This is a genomic window from Streptomyces sp. BL1 (assembly GCF_057628045.1).
The window spans coordinates 3,681,632-3,695,133 of sequence record NZ_JBXYWZ010000002.1 but is presented as its reverse complement, the minus strand read 5'-3'; the positions used below and the strand labels follow the sequence as shown (position 1 = coordinate 3,695,133).

Here is a 13,502-nt window from a genome sequence, read left to right as displayed (position 1 = left end):
GACGGGACCCGTGCACACGCCGGGTTGTGAGGGGATAACGATGCCCCTGTCCGGTGTTCGCCGGGACGGCACGCACGGTAAATTTCAGGCCATGCCACGTGGACGTCACCGCCATTCGCAGCCCCTGCACCGGCTCCTGCCCCCCGTCGCGGTCGCCGCCGTCGCGCTGGCGTGCGCCTGCGGCTCATGGCTGGTGGGCGAACCGGGCATCGGCGACCCCGCGACCGTGACGCTGCGCGGCCTGTGTGCCGCTGCCGCCGTCGCCGCCGTGACCGGCTCGGTGCAGGCGCGGCGCTGGGACCGGGTGGCCGGCAAGCGCGTGGGCGAGCTGAAGGCCCGGCAGGCCAGCGCCGACTGGCGCGCCGAGGAGCGGCAGGCCGAGCTGGAGGACGAGGCGGAGCAGGCGCGCGAGGCACGTACCCGCGCGGAGACCCAGCTGCGGGCCAAGCGCACCGAGCTGGCCCGGCTGCGGTCCGAACACGCGGACCTGCTGCGGCGTTACGCGCACGCCGAGGCCGATCTGGCGAGCGCCCTGGAGGGCCGGCGGCAGCTGGAGCTGGAGGCGGCCGAGCCGTCGAAGGCGCTCACCGCCGGGACCACCGACCACCGTGACGCCTCGGGTGCTCCGTCGGCGCTCACCTATCTGCAGGCGCGCGACGCGCTGCGGAACCTCGTACGGAACGCCATCAAGCAGCGGGAGCGCGCCGAGCGGGAGCGGCCCGTCGCGGAGCCCGACACCCGCAAGCCCGCCTCGGCCGTCGTACCGGCGCGCGGCTTCGAGCGGGAGCGGAGCCGTCAGGACGACGCCGCCCGGGAGAAGGGCGGTGCCGGCTGGGGAGCCGCCGCCGCACCGGACACGGGCCGGGAGGGCGCGGCCGAGACGTTCGACTTCTTCGGCAAGGGCGCCCCGGACACGGCGGCGGGCGCCCCGGACACGGCAGAGGCGCCGCGCGGCCGGCGCCGCCGCCCCGCCGTTCCCACACCGCTCGGCGACAAGGGCCCCCGTGCGGCGCGCGGTGGCGCGCAGCAGGGTGGCCCGGCCGACGGGGAGGACGGCTCCGGCCGGGCCCCCGCGAGCCAGCCCACCCTGCCGCCGAGCGCGGCGGCCCGTACGGCGCTCGGGACCGGCGCGTCCGGGACCGGGGCCACGGCCGGTTCGGGCACCGCCGAGTCCGGCACCCCCGAGTCCGGCACGTCCGATCCCGACACCGGATCCGACGACGCGGACCTGGACATCACGGAGCTGCGCAGCGCCATCTGAGCGCCCCCGCAGGCCACTTGGCGCCGGCGGCCGCTCGCCGGCGCCGGCCTACTTGTCGATGTCGCCGACGACGAAGAAGAACGAGCCGAGAATCGCGACCATGTCGGCGACCAGCGTCCCCGGCAGCAGCTGGGTCAGCGCCTGGATGTTGTTGAACGACGCGGAGCGCAGCTTCATCCGGTACGGCGTCTTTTCGCCCTTGGACACCAGGTAGTAGCCGTTCAGCCCGAGCGGGTTCTCCGTCCAGGCGTACGTGGTGCCCTCGGGCGCCTTCAGCACCTTCGGCAGCCGCTGGTTGACCGGCCCCGGCGGCAGTTCGGCCATCCGGTCCAGGCAGGCGTCGGCCAGGTCCAGCGAGTTGTACGTCTGCGCCAGCAGCACCTCGAAGCGCGCCAGGCAGTCGCCCTCCTCGCGGGTGACGACCTTCAGCCTGTCCCGCAGTCCGGGCTCCCCGTACGCCAAGTACGGCTCGTCGCGCCGCAGATCGAAGTCGACGCCCGAGCCGCGCGCGATCGGCCCGCTCACGCCGTACGCGTGCACCGTCTCCGGTGACAGCACGCCGACGCCGCGGGTGCGGCCGCGGAAGATCTCGTTGCCGAGCACCAGCTTGTCGAAGGTGTCCATCCGCGCCCGTACGGCCGCGACCGCCTGCCGGGCCCGGCCGAGCCAGCCTGCGGGCAGGTCCTCCTTGAGGCCGCCGACGCGGTTGAACATGTAGTGCATCCGCCCGCCGGAGATCTCCTCCATGACGTGCTGGAGGCCCTCGCGTTCGGTGAAGGCGTAGAACATCGGGGTGATCGCGCCCAGTTCGAGCGGATACGAGCCGAGGAACATCAGGTGGTTGAGCACCCGGTTCAGCTCCGCCAGCAGCGTCCGCGTCCACACGGCGCGCTCCGGCACCTCCATGCCGAGCATCCGCTCGACCGCCAGCACCACACCGAGTTCGCTGGAGAAGGCGGAGAGCCAGTCGTGCCGGTTGGCGAGCACGATGATCTGCCGGTAGTCGCGGGCCTCGAAGAGCTTCTCCGCGCCCCGGTGCATGTAGCCGATGACCGGTTCGGCCTCGCTGATGCGCTCACCGTCCAGCACCAGGCGCAGCCGCAGCACGCCGTGCGTCGAAGGGTGCTGTGGGCCGATGTTGAGCACCATGTCGGTGCTCTCGGCCGCACCGCCGATGCCGACCGTGGTCTCCGTCTGACTCATGGCCCTTAGTCTCGCAGCTTCGTTCCTGAGGTTGATACGGAGTGTCACAGGGCGCCCATAGGCTGGGCCGTATGGCGACAGAGCACGGCGATACGGACGGCGGCGCTGACGACAGCGACGCGGACAGCGGTGCGGCCGTCGGGACGGCGGGCAGTACGGACACCGGAGCCGGCGCGCGGTGGCGCGGAGTCGAGCGGGCGCTGCTGCCCATGCGGCGGCTCGTGCTGCTGTGCTGTCTGCTGCCCGCGACGGTCGCCGTGGCGCTGCTGCTCGGGCTGACCGCGGGCCCCGGCTGGGCGGCGTGGGCGCTGGTGCCGGCGGCGGCCGCCGTGTGGGGCTGGGGCGCGCTCGCCCGCAACTGGCGCTCCTGGCGGTACGCGGAGCGCGCCGACGACCTGCTCATCAGCCGCGGGGTGCTGTGGCGGGAGCTGACCGTCGTGCCGTACGGACGGATGCAGCTCGTCGAGGTCACCTCGGGCCCGCTGGAGCGGCGGTACGGGCTGGCGCGGCTCCAGTTGCACACCGCCGCGGCGACGACCGACGCCACGATCCCCGGGCTCGCCCCCGACGAGGCCGAGCGGCTCCGCGACCGGCTGACCGAGCTGGGCCAGGCCCGCTCGGCCGGACTGTGAGGCGTACGGCATGGCGGATCTGAAGCCGGCCCGGCAGGGGAAGTCCGTACGGCGGCTGCTCCCCGAGCGTCCCGAGGGCAAGCCGCTGCACCCGGTCACCCCGTGGCGCCGTGCGTGGGCGCCGGTCGCGGCACTCCTCGCGTTCTCCGTGCACGACTTCGAGCGCACCCGCAGCTGGTTCGAGAAGCTGACGCCGGGCTGGGTGCTGGCGGCGGTGCTGGTGCTGCTGCCGGTGGCCGCCGCGTACGGATTCCTGTCCTGGTGGTGCACCAGCTATCTGGTCACGGAGACCGAACTGCGCATCCGTACGGGCCTGTTCTTCCGGCGCACGGCGCACATCAGGCTGGACCGCATCCAGGCCGTCGACATCGGACGGCCGCTGCTGGCCCGGATTGCGGGCGTCGCCAAACTGCGGCTGGACGTGGTCGGCGCCGAGGCCAAGGACGAACTGGCCTTCCTCGGCGAGCCCGAGGCCCTCGCGCTCCGTGCCGAACTCCTCGCGCGCGCCGCCGGGATCGCCCCGGACGCCGTGGCGGACGCCGGGGAGGCGCCGTCCCGCGAGCTGCTGCGGGTGCCGCCGCGCACCCTCGCCGTCGCCCTGCTGCTGGCCGGCGGCGGCGTGCCCGCGCTGGCCGCGGCGGTCGTGGCCTCCGCGTTCATCTATCTCGCCGCGGACAGCGTGTGGCCGGCGCTCGCGGTCCTGCTGCCGCTCGGCGGACTCGCCTGGGCGAACAGCGCCGGCCGGTTCCTGCGCGAGTACGACTGGACGGTCGCCGAGTCGCCGGACGGGCTGCGCCTCGACTCCGGCCTCCTCGACCGTGTGCACGCCACCGTGCCGCCCGGCAGAGTGCAGGCCGTACGGGCGGTCGAACCGCTGCTGTGGCGGCGGCGCGGCTGGGTGCGGATCGAGCTGGAGGTCGCCGGGTCCGGGGCCGGCAAGAGCAGGGCGGACAAGCAGAAGGAGGGCGTGCTGATCCCCGTCGCGTCCTGGGACGAGGCGGAACGGGTGCTGGCGCGGGTGCTGCCCGGCACCGGACTCACCGAGGCGTGCGCGATGCTGCGTCCCGCGCCCCGGCGTGCGCGCTGGTGTGCCCCGGTGTGGTGGCGGGGCTACGGACACGGGGTGACGGACGCGGTGTTCCTCACCCGCGAGGGGCTGCTGCGCCGCCGTACGACGCTGGTCCCGCACGCGAAGGTGCAGAGCGTACGGCTGACGCAGGGAGCGTGGGCGCGGCGGATGCGGCTGGCCCGGGTCACGGTCGACCACGGCGCGAACGGGTCGGCGGCCGCACATCTGCGGGACGTGGGCGAGGCGTACGAGCTGGTCGACGCGCAGGCCGAGCGCTCCCGTACGGGCCGCCGCACGGCCCGCCCCGAGCGCTGGCTGACGTGACCGGGGCCCGTACGGGGGTGGCCGGAGTCCGTACGCGGATGACCGGGGCCCGTACGCGGACGGCGGCCCCGGAGGGCTGAACGGCCGTCAGCAGTGCGGGGTTTCCAGGGTGCCGGGGACGCGGGCGGCGTCCGCCGCGGCGGGCGCGTTCCGCAGCCGGCGGCGGAAGCGCAGCCCCTCCCACAGGGCGCGCAGCACCCGGGCCTCATGGGTGCCCGGCGCAGGGGGAGCGGGCAGGTCGTGCTGTGCGAGACGGTGGACATCAAGTGCGTACTGCTGCGAGATGCTCATGCCGTCGACGGTGCGGCCCGGCGGCACCCTCCCGCACGCCGATTGACGACGGGCGTCAATCGGCGGCCCGGCACCCCCGCCGAACACGGAGGATGGGGCCATGAGCGTCGTCGTCGACATCGCGGGACTGCCCGCGGAGCGGATCGCCTTCCGGCTGTCCCCCCTCGCCGAGCTGGGCACAGCGCTGCACGCGCTGTCCGAGCCCGGACACCACCCGGGCGTGCACGGCTGGGCCACCGCCACCAACGCCTCCTTCAAGCCGGACTTCGCCGACCGGCTGTGCGAGGCGGACTTCCTGTGGCGCACCAGCTTCTCCGACATCCTGATGGGCTTCGCGGGCATCCCGGACGCCGGCGTGCAGCCGGGCGAGACCCTCACCGAGGACCTGGACCTGGTGGACCGGCTCAGCGACGAGGACTTCGTCGCCGCCGCGCTGGAGTTCACCTGCCACAGCCTGTACGGCACGGACGCGCCCTCCCCGCTGGCCGACGCCGGGGTGAGGCGGCGCGCCCTGGACATGGCCGCGGCGCGCGGGCAGGTCCAGGAGGACTTCACCCGCCGCATGCTGGCCGACCCGCCGGGCGTACGGACGTGGATCCGCCGCCTGTTCGAGGACTGCGACGACGCGTTCTTCCGCGACACCTGGCAGCGCGTACGGCCCCAACTGGCCGCCGACGCACGGCACAAGACGCAGCTGCTGCGGCACAAGGGACTCGCCGACACCCTGGAGGCCGTCTCGCCCGCGCTGTCGTTGACCGGGGACGGCACGCGGATCGAGGCGGACAAGCTGACGGAGGGGCGTACGACGACGGCGGACACGGCCGGCGGGCCCGGCCTCACCTTCGTACCGACCGCCTTCAACTGGCCGCACCTGATGGTGCTGCACCGTTGGCGCTGGCGCCCCACCATCCACTACCCCGTCGCGGCACCCGACTTGGCGGCGCCGTCCTCCGTGGAGGAGCTGACCCGGCGGATGGAGGCACTGGCCCACCCGATGCGCATGCGGCTGTGCCGCAGTCTGGCCCGCGCCCCCTACACGACCGGTGAACTGGCCGAGACGTACGGCCTGTCGGCGCCCGAGGTGTCCCGCCATCTGTCCGTGCTGAAGAAGGCGGGACTGCTGACGACGCGCCGCCGCGGCCGGTACGTGCAGTACCAGCTGCAGCTGAACACGGTCACCCGGCTCGGCGGCGACTTCCTGGAGACAGTGCTGCGGTGACGGCCCACTGTCTGACCGTTCTGCCGCGGCAGAACGGTGAACCGGTCGTCGGCAGGATGGTGAGCCGGTCACCGGCAGGATGGTCAGCCGCCGGCCCGTACGAGGCCTGATTCGTACGCGAGCACCACCGCCTGCACGCGGTCGCGCAGTTCCAGCTTGGTCAGAATGCGGCCCACGTGCGTCTTCACGGTCGCCTCCGACAGGACGAGCTGTGCGGCGATCTCACCGTTCGACAGGCCCTGGGCGATGAGGGTCAGCACTTCCCGCTCACGTTCCGTCAGTCTCGCCAGCGCGCCCGTCAGTTGGGCGGGCTCCGTCGCGGGCAGTACGTCGGAGAACCGGTCGATCAGCCGTCGTGTCGTCGACGGCGCGACGACCGCGTCGCCGCTGTACACGGAGCGGATGGCGTGCAGCAGGTCGCCGGGCGGCACGTCCTTGAGCATGAAGCCGCTCGCACCCGCCTTCAGCGCGGAGAAGGCGTACTCGTCGAGGTCGAAGGTGGTCAGGATGAGCACCTTCGGATCGCCGGGCCCGCCCTGGCCGTCCTCGCAGATGCGGCGGGTGGCCTCGACACCGTCGACGTTCGGCATCCGCACGTCCATCAGCACCACGTCGACCTCCCGCGCGCGCAGCACGTCCAGTGCCTCCGCGCCGTCCCCCGCCTCGGCGACGACCTCCATGTCCTGCTGTGCGGCGAGCACCATGCGGAAGCCGGTGCGCAGCAGCGCCTGGTCGTCGACGAGCATCACGCGGATGGTCATGGAGACTCCGTTCCTGTCCGGCCTGTCGGCCCTGTCGCCTGTTGCCCTGTCATCTGCCGGCCCTGCCGGCCTGTCGTTCGCCGGCCCGCACTGCCGGCCGCCCGCACTTCCGACTGCCGGGCCGCTCCGTCACGTACGTCAGCGGGTGCTCTTGAGCGGCAGCACCGCGCTGATCCGGAAGCCGCCGCCGGGACGCGGCCCGGCCTCCAGGCTGCCGCCCACCATGCCCACACGTTCCCGCATACCGATCAGTCCGTGCCCGAGCCGGTCCGTGCCGCCCTCCTCGTACAGTTCGCGCTGCGCGCCCCGCCCGTCGTCCTCCGCCAGCACGGTGACCGCGTCGTCCGCGTAGCTCAGCCGCACCTTCGCGCCGACGTGCGGGCCGCCGTGCTTGCGGGTGTTGGTCAGCGCCTCCTGCACGATGCGGTACGCGGTGAGCTCCACGCTGCTGGGCAGCGGGCCCGGTGCGCCCTCCACGGTGAAGTCCACCGCGACGCCCGTACCGCGCACCTGCTCCACCAGATCCGCCAACTGCTCGACGCCCGGCTGCGGTACGTACTCCCCGCCGCAGCGCTTCCCGTCCGTGCCCTCCTCGCTGCGCAGCACGCCCAGCAGCCGGCGCATCTCGGCGAGCGCCTGCCGCCCGGTGCCGGAGATGGTCTCCAGCGCCTGCTTCGACTGCTCCGGCGCACTGTCCAGCACGTACGCGGCACCGTCGGCCTGCACCACCATCACCGACACGTTGTGCGCCACGACGTCGTGCAGCTCCCGCGCTATACGGGCGCGTTCGGCCGCCGCGGCGATCTTCGACTGGGCCTCGCGCTCCCGCTCCAGCCGCGTCGCCCGCTCCTCCAGCTGCTCGTAGTAGGCGCGCCGGGTGCGCATCGAATCGCCCAGCACCCACGCCAGCACGAAGGGGATCGTGACGAAGATGCAGCCGAACACCGTGCTGAGCAGCGACTGGTTCGGATCGGGCCACCGCACTGTCGCGACGGCGGGAGCGACGATCCCGCCCGCCAGCGCGACCCGGGACGGCCAGGCGGTGTTGCGGGACGACACCGTCGCGATGATCACCAGGAAGGCGAAGTCCGCCGGATTGGACTCGACGTCGGTCACCAGCTGTACGAGGCCGACCGCGACCGCCAGCAGCAGCATCTTCTCCGGCGCGCGGCGGCGCAGCGCGACGACGAGACACAGGGCGAGCACGACCGGAACGGCCGCGATCTGTTCGACGGGTCCGCGGCGTTCACCGTGCGGACCCACCTCCATGGTGGACATCCACCACGTCGCCGACACCATCAGCAGCAGGACAGCCCAGAGGGCGTCCACCCAGGCGGGGTGCCTGCGGATGAAGTCGTAGAGACGGTTCACTGAGTTTCACCTCGTGAGGCCGGGTCGCGCGGGCGCGGCGACCCGGTGCTCCGGCCGGGGGTCCGGGGGTCCGCCCCGGGGAGATGCAGCACATCACCAAGCGTATGGAGGCGGAGTACGTGCAGGGGTCAACCGGGCGGCCGATCCCTGGCTCCCCGACTACTCCCCAAGGTGGAGGGCCGACCTCCACACGTAGCGTGATCCGGGTGGACCCGGAGCGGAGGAGAGCACGGACGATGGACCCGGCAGACGGCGAATGGACGACCTGGAGCCGTGCGGCGGAGCGGGCGCTGTACGGGCCGGACGGCTTCTTCGTACGGGAGGCGCCCGGCGCGCACTTCCGCACCTCCGTGCACGCGTCGCCCCTTTTCGCCGGCGCGGTCGCACGGCTGCTGCTGCACATCGACGAACAGCTGGACCGTCCCGCCGTACTGGACTTCGTGGACGTCGGCGCCGGACGGGGCGAACTGCTGACCGGCGTACTGGCCGCCCTGCCCGCCGAAGTGGCCGCGCGGACACGGCCGTACGGGGTGGAGCGGGCGCCGCGGCCCGCCGGGCTCGACCCCCGCGTCGAATGGTCCGCCGAACTGCCGGACGGCGGACTGACCGGCCTCCTGTTCGCCAACGAATGGCTCGACAACGTGCCGGCCGACGTCGCCGCGACCGGCCCCGGCGGCGACGTACGGCAGGTGCTCGTACGGGCCGACGGGGAGGAGCGGCTCGGCGGCCCGCTGCCCGCCGAGGACGCCGAATGGCTCGCGCGGCACTGGCCGTTGGGCGGTGAGGACCGCGAAGAGGGACTGCGCGCGGAGATCGGCAGGCCCCGGGACGCGGCGTGGGCGGCCGCGGCCGGAACGCTGTCGCGGGGCCTCGCCGTGGCGGTGGACTACGCGCACGTACGGGGGGCGCGGCCGCCGTGGGGGACGCTCACGGGGTACCGCGGGGGGCGCGAGGTTCCGGCCGTGCCCGACGGCTCTTGTGACCTGACCTCGCATGTGGCGCTCGACGCGTGTGCGGCGCCGTACCGTGACGCCGCGCTGCTTTCGCAGCGGGAGGCGTTGCGGGTGCTGGGGGTGGACGGGGGGCGGCCGCCGCTGGCGCTGGCTTCTTCCGATCCGGTGGCGTACGTGCGGGCGTTGAGCGTTGCCGGGGAGGCGGGGGAGTTGGTCGACGCGTCGGGGCTCGGCGGCTTTACGTGGCTCGTCCAGCGGATCGGTGCGTGCGACTCCCCCTTCGGGGGGTGACCGCCTCGGCGCTTCGCGCCATTGCGCGGGGCGCGTGCGTTGGGTGCGTGGGGGACAGATCTCGCGGGTGCGGTTCCGGTGTGCCCGCCCGTTCCGCCCTCTGGGCGGACCAGCCGCCCACACCGGGGTGGGCTTAGCATGGAGCGGGCTCCGGGGTGGTCCGGGGTTTGTAGTACGTCCGGTACCTGGGTCAGGACCGGAACGGAAAACGGAAGGCAAGCCACTCCGTGGACGCACAGCATCCCGAACAGTTCGCCCGCGCCGAGGACCGTCCCGCACGGCTCAGCGTCGGTGTCGTCGGGGCGGGCCGCGTCGGCCCGGCCCTCGCCGCCGCGCTGCAGCTCGCCGGGCACCGGCCCGTCGCCGCGTCCGGCGTCTCCGACGACTCCCGCCGCCGCGCCGAGGCCCTGCTGCCGGGCGTACCCCTGGTCGATCCGCCCGATGTGCTGGCGGCCGCCGACCTCGTCCTCCTCACCGTTCCCGACGACGCGCTGCCCGGCCTGGTCACGGGGCTGGCGGAGACGGGTGCCTTCCGGCCGGGGCAGCTCGTCGCGCACGCCTCGGGCCGGTACGGCGTCCAGGTGCTCGAACCGGCGCTGCGCGCGGGCGCGTTGCCGCTGGCGCTGCACCCCGTCATGACGTTCACCGGCACCCCCGTCGACGTACAGCGGCTGGCCGGCTGCTCCTTCGGCGTCACCGCGCCGGAGGAGATCAGGCTCGCCGCCGAGGCGCTGGTCATCGAGATGGGCGGCGAGCCCGAGTGGATCGCCGAGGAGAACCGCCCGCTGTACCACGCGGCGATCGCCATGGGCGCGAACCACCTGGTCACGCTGGTCGCACAGGCGATGGAGCTGCTGCGCACCTCCGGCGTCTCCGCTCCGGACCGGATGCTCGGGCCGATCCTCGGCGCCGCCCTCGACAACGCGCTGCGCTCCGGCGACATGGCCCTGACCGGGCCCGTGGCGCGCGGGGACGCGGGCACCGTGGCGGCGCACGTCACCGAGCTGCGCAAGCACGCGCCGCACGCGGTCGCCGGCTATCTGGCGATGGCCCGTACGACTGCCGACCGGGCGCTGGACAGCGGGATGCTGAAGGCTTCGAGCGCCGAGGACCTGCTCGGGGTGCTGGCGGAGGAAGAGGACGGTGGCCGCGGATGACCGGCGACGAGGGCATACGGCTCGCCCATACGGCCGCCGAGCTGCGGGCGCTGCCCCGCGACGGCGGCCGGGAGCGGGCCGTCGTGATGACGATGGGCGCGCTGCACGACGGACACGCCGCGCTGGTCCGGGCCGCGCGGGCGCGGGTGGGCGACGGCGGGCAGGTGGTCGTCACCGTGTTCGTGAACCCGCTGCAGTTCGGCCCCGGCGAGGACCTCGACCGCTATCCGCGGACGCTGGAGGCGGACCTGCGGATCGCCGGACAGGCTGGCGCGGACGCGGTGTTCGCGCCGTCCGCCGACGAGGTGTATCCGGGCGGGCAGCCCGAAGTGCGGGTCACGGCGGGCCCGATGGGCGAGCGGCTCGAAGGGGCCTCGCGCCCCGGGCACTTCGACGGGATGCTCACCGTCGTCGCGAAGATGCTCCATCTGACCGCGCCGGACGTGTCCTTCTTCGGGCAGAAGGACGCACAGCAACTCGCCCTGGTGCAGCGGATGGTGCGGGATCTGAACTTCCCCGTGGAGATCGTCGGCGTGCCGACGGTACGGGAGCCGGACGGGCTCGCCCTCTCCAGCAGGAACCGCTATCTCTCCGAGCAGGAGCGCACCACGGCACTCGCCCTCTCCCGCGCGCTGTTCGCGGCGCGGGACCGGCTCACCGCGGAGGGCGCGCTGCACGCGCGGGCCACCGCGGCGCGGGCGACGACGTCCCGTGCGAGCGCGTCCCGCGCGGCGGCGCTGGCCGCGCTGGGGGAGCCGCGCGCCTCGGCCGACGCGCACGCGGTGGCGGGCGCGGAGAGCGCCGTGGCACGCAGCCGGCAGACCGTACGGGCCGCCGCCGCGGCGGTGTTGACGGACGCGCGGCGGTACCGGCCGCCGCTGGAGCTGGACTATCTGGCACTGATCGACCCGGCGGACTTCACCGAGGTGGGGGACGACTTCGAGGGCGAGGCGGTGCTGGCCGTCGCGGCCCGCGTCGGAACGACCCGCCTCATCGACAACCTCCCCCTGTACGTCACCCGTTCCGCGGGAACCGCCCCCGGAACCGCCCCTTCCGCAGGGCCCGCACCTTCCGAGGGGCCGGGCCGGTGAACCGGGACCGGGCAACAGCGGTGCGGGGCACGGGAGTCAACGGCCACGGAGGCGTCGTATGAGCGAGCACCCCATTGCCCGGCCCGCGTCCGCGCTGCCCGCGCCCGCCGCGGGATGGACGGTGGAGGCCGATGTCGTGGTCGTCGGGTCCGGCGTGGCCGGGCTCACCGTCGCGCTCCGCAGCGCCGCCGCCGGGCTGCGGACCGTCGTCGTCACGAAGGCGCGGCTGGACGCCGGTTCGACCCGCTGGGCGCAGGGCGGCATAGCCGCCGCGCTCGGCGAGGGGGACACCCCTGAGCAGCACCAGGAGGACACGCTCGTCGCCGGTGCGGGGCTCTGCGACGAGGAGGCCGTCCGTACGCTCGTCACCGAGGGGCCCGACGCGGTGCGCCGGCTCATCGGCGAGGGCGCACGCTTCGACACCGACCCGGCGACGGGCGGCATCGAACTGACCCGGGAGGGCGGCCACCACCGCCGCCGTATCGCGCACGCCGGCGGGGACGCGACGGGCGCGGAGATCTCCCGCGCGCTGGTCCGCGCCGTGCAGGACGCCGGTATCCGTACGGTCGAGAACGCGCTCGTCCTCGACCTCCTCACCGACGCCACCGGGCACGCCTCCGGGGTGACGCTGCACGTCATGGGCGAGGGCGAGCACGACGGCGTGGGCGCCGTGCACGCGCCGTCCGTCGTCCTGGCGACAGGCGGCATGGGCCAGGTGTTCGCCGCCACGACCAATCCCGCGGTGTCGACGGGCGACGGCGTCGCCCTCGCGCTGCGCGCCGGCGCCGAGGTGTCGGACCTGGAATTCGTGCAGTTCCACCCGACGGTGCTCTACCTCGGCCCGGACGCCGAGGGCCAGCAGCCGCTGATCTCGGAGGCCGTACGGGGCGAGGGCGCGCACCTCGTCGACGCCGACGGCGTCCGCTTCATGACCGGGCAGCACGAGCTGGCGGAGCTGGCGCCGCGCGACATCGTCGCGAAGGGCATCATGCGCCGCGCCGCCGAACAGGGCACCGGGCACATGTACTTGGACGGCCGGCACTTCGGCGCCGCCATGTGGGCCGAGCGGTTCCCGACGATCCTGGCCGCGTGCCGGGCGCACGGCATCGACCCGGTGACGGAGCCCGTCCCGGTCGCGCCGGCCGCGCACTACGCCAGCGGCGGAGTCCGTACGGATCTGCACGGCCGCACCACGGTGCCGGGGCTGTACGCGTGCGGGGAGGTCGCCTGCACGGGCGTGCACGGCGCCAACAGGCTCGCGTCGAACAGCCTGTTGGAGGGCCTGGTCTTCGCCGAGCGCATCGCGGCGCACATCGGCGCGCGGCCCGCGGCACGTACCGGCGCGCACGTTGCCGCACCGTCCGACGGGCCCGCCGCCGGCACGGGCTCTGTGGCACCCGCCGCCGTACCGGCCGGTGCACGTACCGTTCCGAGCGCCCCCACGCGCCTCACCGCGCCCCTGCTCCCGCCCGAAGCGCGCCCCGCCATCCAGCGCATCATGACCGAGGGGGCCGGCGTGCTCCGCTCGGAGCGCAGCCTCACCGAGGCCGCGGCCCGGCTGGACGCGCTGCCCTCCGAGTACGCACACAAGAGGGCCGAACCGGGCGTCGACACCTGGGAGACGGCGAATCTGCACCTCGTCGCCCGGGTCCTGACCGCCGCCGCGCTGCGCCGCGAGGAGACCCGCGGCTGTCACTGGCGCGAGGACCACCCCGAGCGCGCCGACGCCGCCTGGCGCCGGCACCTCGTGGTCACCCTCGGCGGGGCGGGCACCACCGGCGCCCGTACCCTCGACCTCCGTACGACCGCATCCACCGCTTTTCCTCCGGCAGCGCCCGCAGCGGACGCCGGGGCAGCACCCGAGGAGACACCGTGACCA

The 13,502-nt window shown here is 74.2% G+C and carries 12 protein-coding genes; 8 read left to right on the top strand and 4 right to left on the bottom strand.

All coding sequences use genetic code 11. The annotated features are described in order from the left end of the window. Window positions 1-91 precede the first annotated feature (91 nt). Window positions 92-1,261 (top strand): hypothetical protein, encoded by a 1,170-nt coding sequence (locus tag AC3AGO_RS16290; RefSeq protein ID WP_487820929.1) that lies wholly within the window; start codon window positions 92-94, stop codon window positions 1,259-1,261. Between the two features lie 48 nt (window positions 1,262-1,309). On the opposite strand, the gene AC3AGO_RS16285 is transcribed toward AC3AGO_RS16290, so the two are convergent. Continuing rightward, the gene (locus AC3AGO_RS16285) at window positions 1,310-2,464 is read right to left on the bottom strand and encodes an NADH-quinone oxidoreductase subunit D (RefSeq protein ID WP_487820928.1); all 1,155 of its coding nucleotides are present in this window, start codon (window positions 2,462-2,464) and stop codon (window positions 1,310-1,312) included. Window positions 2,465-2,535: 71 nt separating this feature from the next. On the opposite strand from AC3AGO_RS16285, the gene AC3AGO_RS16280 reads away from it, so the two are divergent. Both AC3AGO_RS16280 and AC3AGO_RS16275 read left to right on the top strand, forming a co-directional pair. Beyond that, on the top strand, window positions 2,536-3,096 hold the full coding sequence (locus AC3AGO_RS16280; RefSeq protein ID WP_487820927.1) for a PH domain-containing protein: 561 nt from the start codon (window positions 2,536-2,538) through the stop codon (window positions 3,094-3,096). Window positions 3,097-3,106: 10 nt separating this feature from the next. Beyond that, complete coding sequence (locus tag AC3AGO_RS16275; RefSeq protein ID WP_487820926.1) at window positions 3,107-4,489, top strand: PH domain-containing protein; 1,383 nt, start codon at window positions 3,107-3,109, stop codon at window positions 4,487-4,489. An 87-nt stretch (window positions 4,490-4,576) separates the two neighbouring features. On the opposite strand, the gene AC3AGO_RS16270 is transcribed toward AC3AGO_RS16275, so the two are convergent. Further along, window positions 4,577-4,780, bottom strand: coding sequence for a hypothetical protein (locus AC3AGO_RS16270; RefSeq protein WP_487820925.1), 204 nt, complete (start codon window positions 4,778-4,780; stop codon window positions 4,577-4,579). 100 nt (window positions 4,781-4,880) lie between these two features. Here AC3AGO_RS16270 and AC3AGO_RS16265 point away from each other — a divergent pair, with 100 nt between their 5' ends. Continuing rightward, the gene (locus AC3AGO_RS16265; RefSeq protein WP_487820924.1) at window positions 4,881-5,999 is read left to right on the top strand and encodes a DUF5937 family protein; all 1,119 of its coding nucleotides are present in this window, start codon (window positions 4,881-4,883) and stop codon (window positions 5,997-5,999) included. An 83-nt stretch (window positions 6,000-6,082) separates the two neighbouring features. Here AC3AGO_RS16265 and AC3AGO_RS16260 read toward each other — a convergent pair whose 3' ends face one another. Continuing rightward, window positions 6,083-6,760, bottom strand: a complete 678-nt coding sequence (locus AC3AGO_RS16260; protein WP_487820923.1) for a response regulator — start codon at window positions 6,758-6,760, stop codon at window positions 6,083-6,085. A gap of 138 nt (window positions 6,761-6,898) precedes the next feature. Then, window positions 6,899-8,131, bottom strand: a complete 1,233-nt coding sequence (locus tag AC3AGO_RS16255; RefSeq protein ID WP_487820922.1) for a sensor histidine kinase — start codon at window positions 8,129-8,131, stop codon at window positions 6,899-6,901. A gap of 236 nt (window positions 8,132-8,367) precedes the next feature. Between AC3AGO_RS16255 and AC3AGO_RS16250 the strand changes: the two genes are divergently transcribed. The 4 genes from AC3AGO_RS16250 (at window position 8,368) to AC3AGO_RS16235 (ending at window position 13,499) form a co-directional block, all read left to right on the top strand. Then, the gene (locus tag AC3AGO_RS16250; RefSeq protein ID WP_487820921.1) at window positions 8,368-9,375 is read left to right on the top strand and encodes an SAM-dependent methyltransferase; all 1,008 of its coding nucleotides are present in this window, start codon (window positions 8,368-8,370) and stop codon (window positions 9,373-9,375) included. 227 nt (window positions 9,376-9,602) lie between these two features. Next, on the top strand, window positions 9,603-10,532 hold the full coding sequence (locus AC3AGO_RS16245; protein WP_487820920.1) for a Rossmann-like and DUF2520 domain-containing protein: 930 nt from the start codon (window positions 9,603-9,605) through the stop codon (window positions 10,530-10,532). After that, entirely contained in the window at window positions 10,529-11,623 is a 1,095-nt protein-coding gene (gene panC, locus AC3AGO_RS16240; RefSeq protein WP_487820919.1) for a pantoate--beta-alanine ligase, read from the top strand. Before AC3AGO_RS16245 ends, panC begins: the two co-directional genes overlap by 4 nt. Window positions 11,624-11,681: 58 nt before the next feature. Then, window positions 11,682-13,499, top strand: coding sequence for an L-aspartate oxidase (locus AC3AGO_RS16235; RefSeq protein WP_487820918.1), 1,818 nt, complete (start codon window positions 11,682-11,684; stop codon window positions 13,497-13,499). Window positions 13,500-13,502 lie beyond the last annotated feature (3 nt).

Bases quoted from the DNA above. Each gene is read 5' to 3' on its own strand.
- AC3AGO_RS16290 (WP_487820929.1), top strand. From the start codon at position 92: ATGCCACGTGGACGTCACCGCCATTCGCAGCCCCTGCACCGGCTCCTG.
- AC3AGO_RS16250 (WP_487820921.1), top strand. From the start codon at position 8,368: ATGGACCCGGCAGACGGCGAATGGACGACCTGGAGCCGTGCGGCGGAG.
- AC3AGO_RS16265 (WP_487820924.1), top strand. From the start codon at position 4,881: ATGAGCGTCGTCGTCGACATCGCGGGACTGCCCGCGGAGCGGATCGCC.
- AC3AGO_RS16235 (WP_487820918.1), top strand. From the start codon at position 11,682: ATGAGCGAGCACCCCATTGCCCGGCCCGCGTCCGCGCTGCCCGCGCCC.
- AC3AGO_RS16280 (WP_487820927.1), top strand. From the start codon at position 2,536: ATGGCGACAGAGCACGGCGATACGGACGGCGGCGCTGACGACAGCGAC.
- panC (WP_487820919.1), top strand. From the start codon at position 10,529: ATGACCGGCGACGAGGGCATACGGCTCGCCCATACGGCCGCCGAGCTG.
- AC3AGO_RS16260 (WP_487820923.1), bottom strand. From the start codon at position 6,760: ATGACCATCCGCGTGATGCTCGTCGACGACCAGGCGCTGCTGCGCACC.
- AC3AGO_RS16275 (WP_487820926.1), top strand. From the start codon at position 3,107: ATGGCGGATCTGAAGCCGGCCCGGCAGGGGAAGTCCGTACGGCGGCTG.
- AC3AGO_RS16270 (WP_487820925.1), bottom strand. From the start codon at position 4,780: ATGAGCATCTCGCAGCAGTACGCACTTGATGTCCACCGTCTCGCACAG.
- AC3AGO_RS16285 (WP_487820928.1), bottom strand. From the start codon at position 2,464: ATGAGTCAGACGGAGACCACGGTCGGCATCGGCGGTGCGGCCGAGAGC.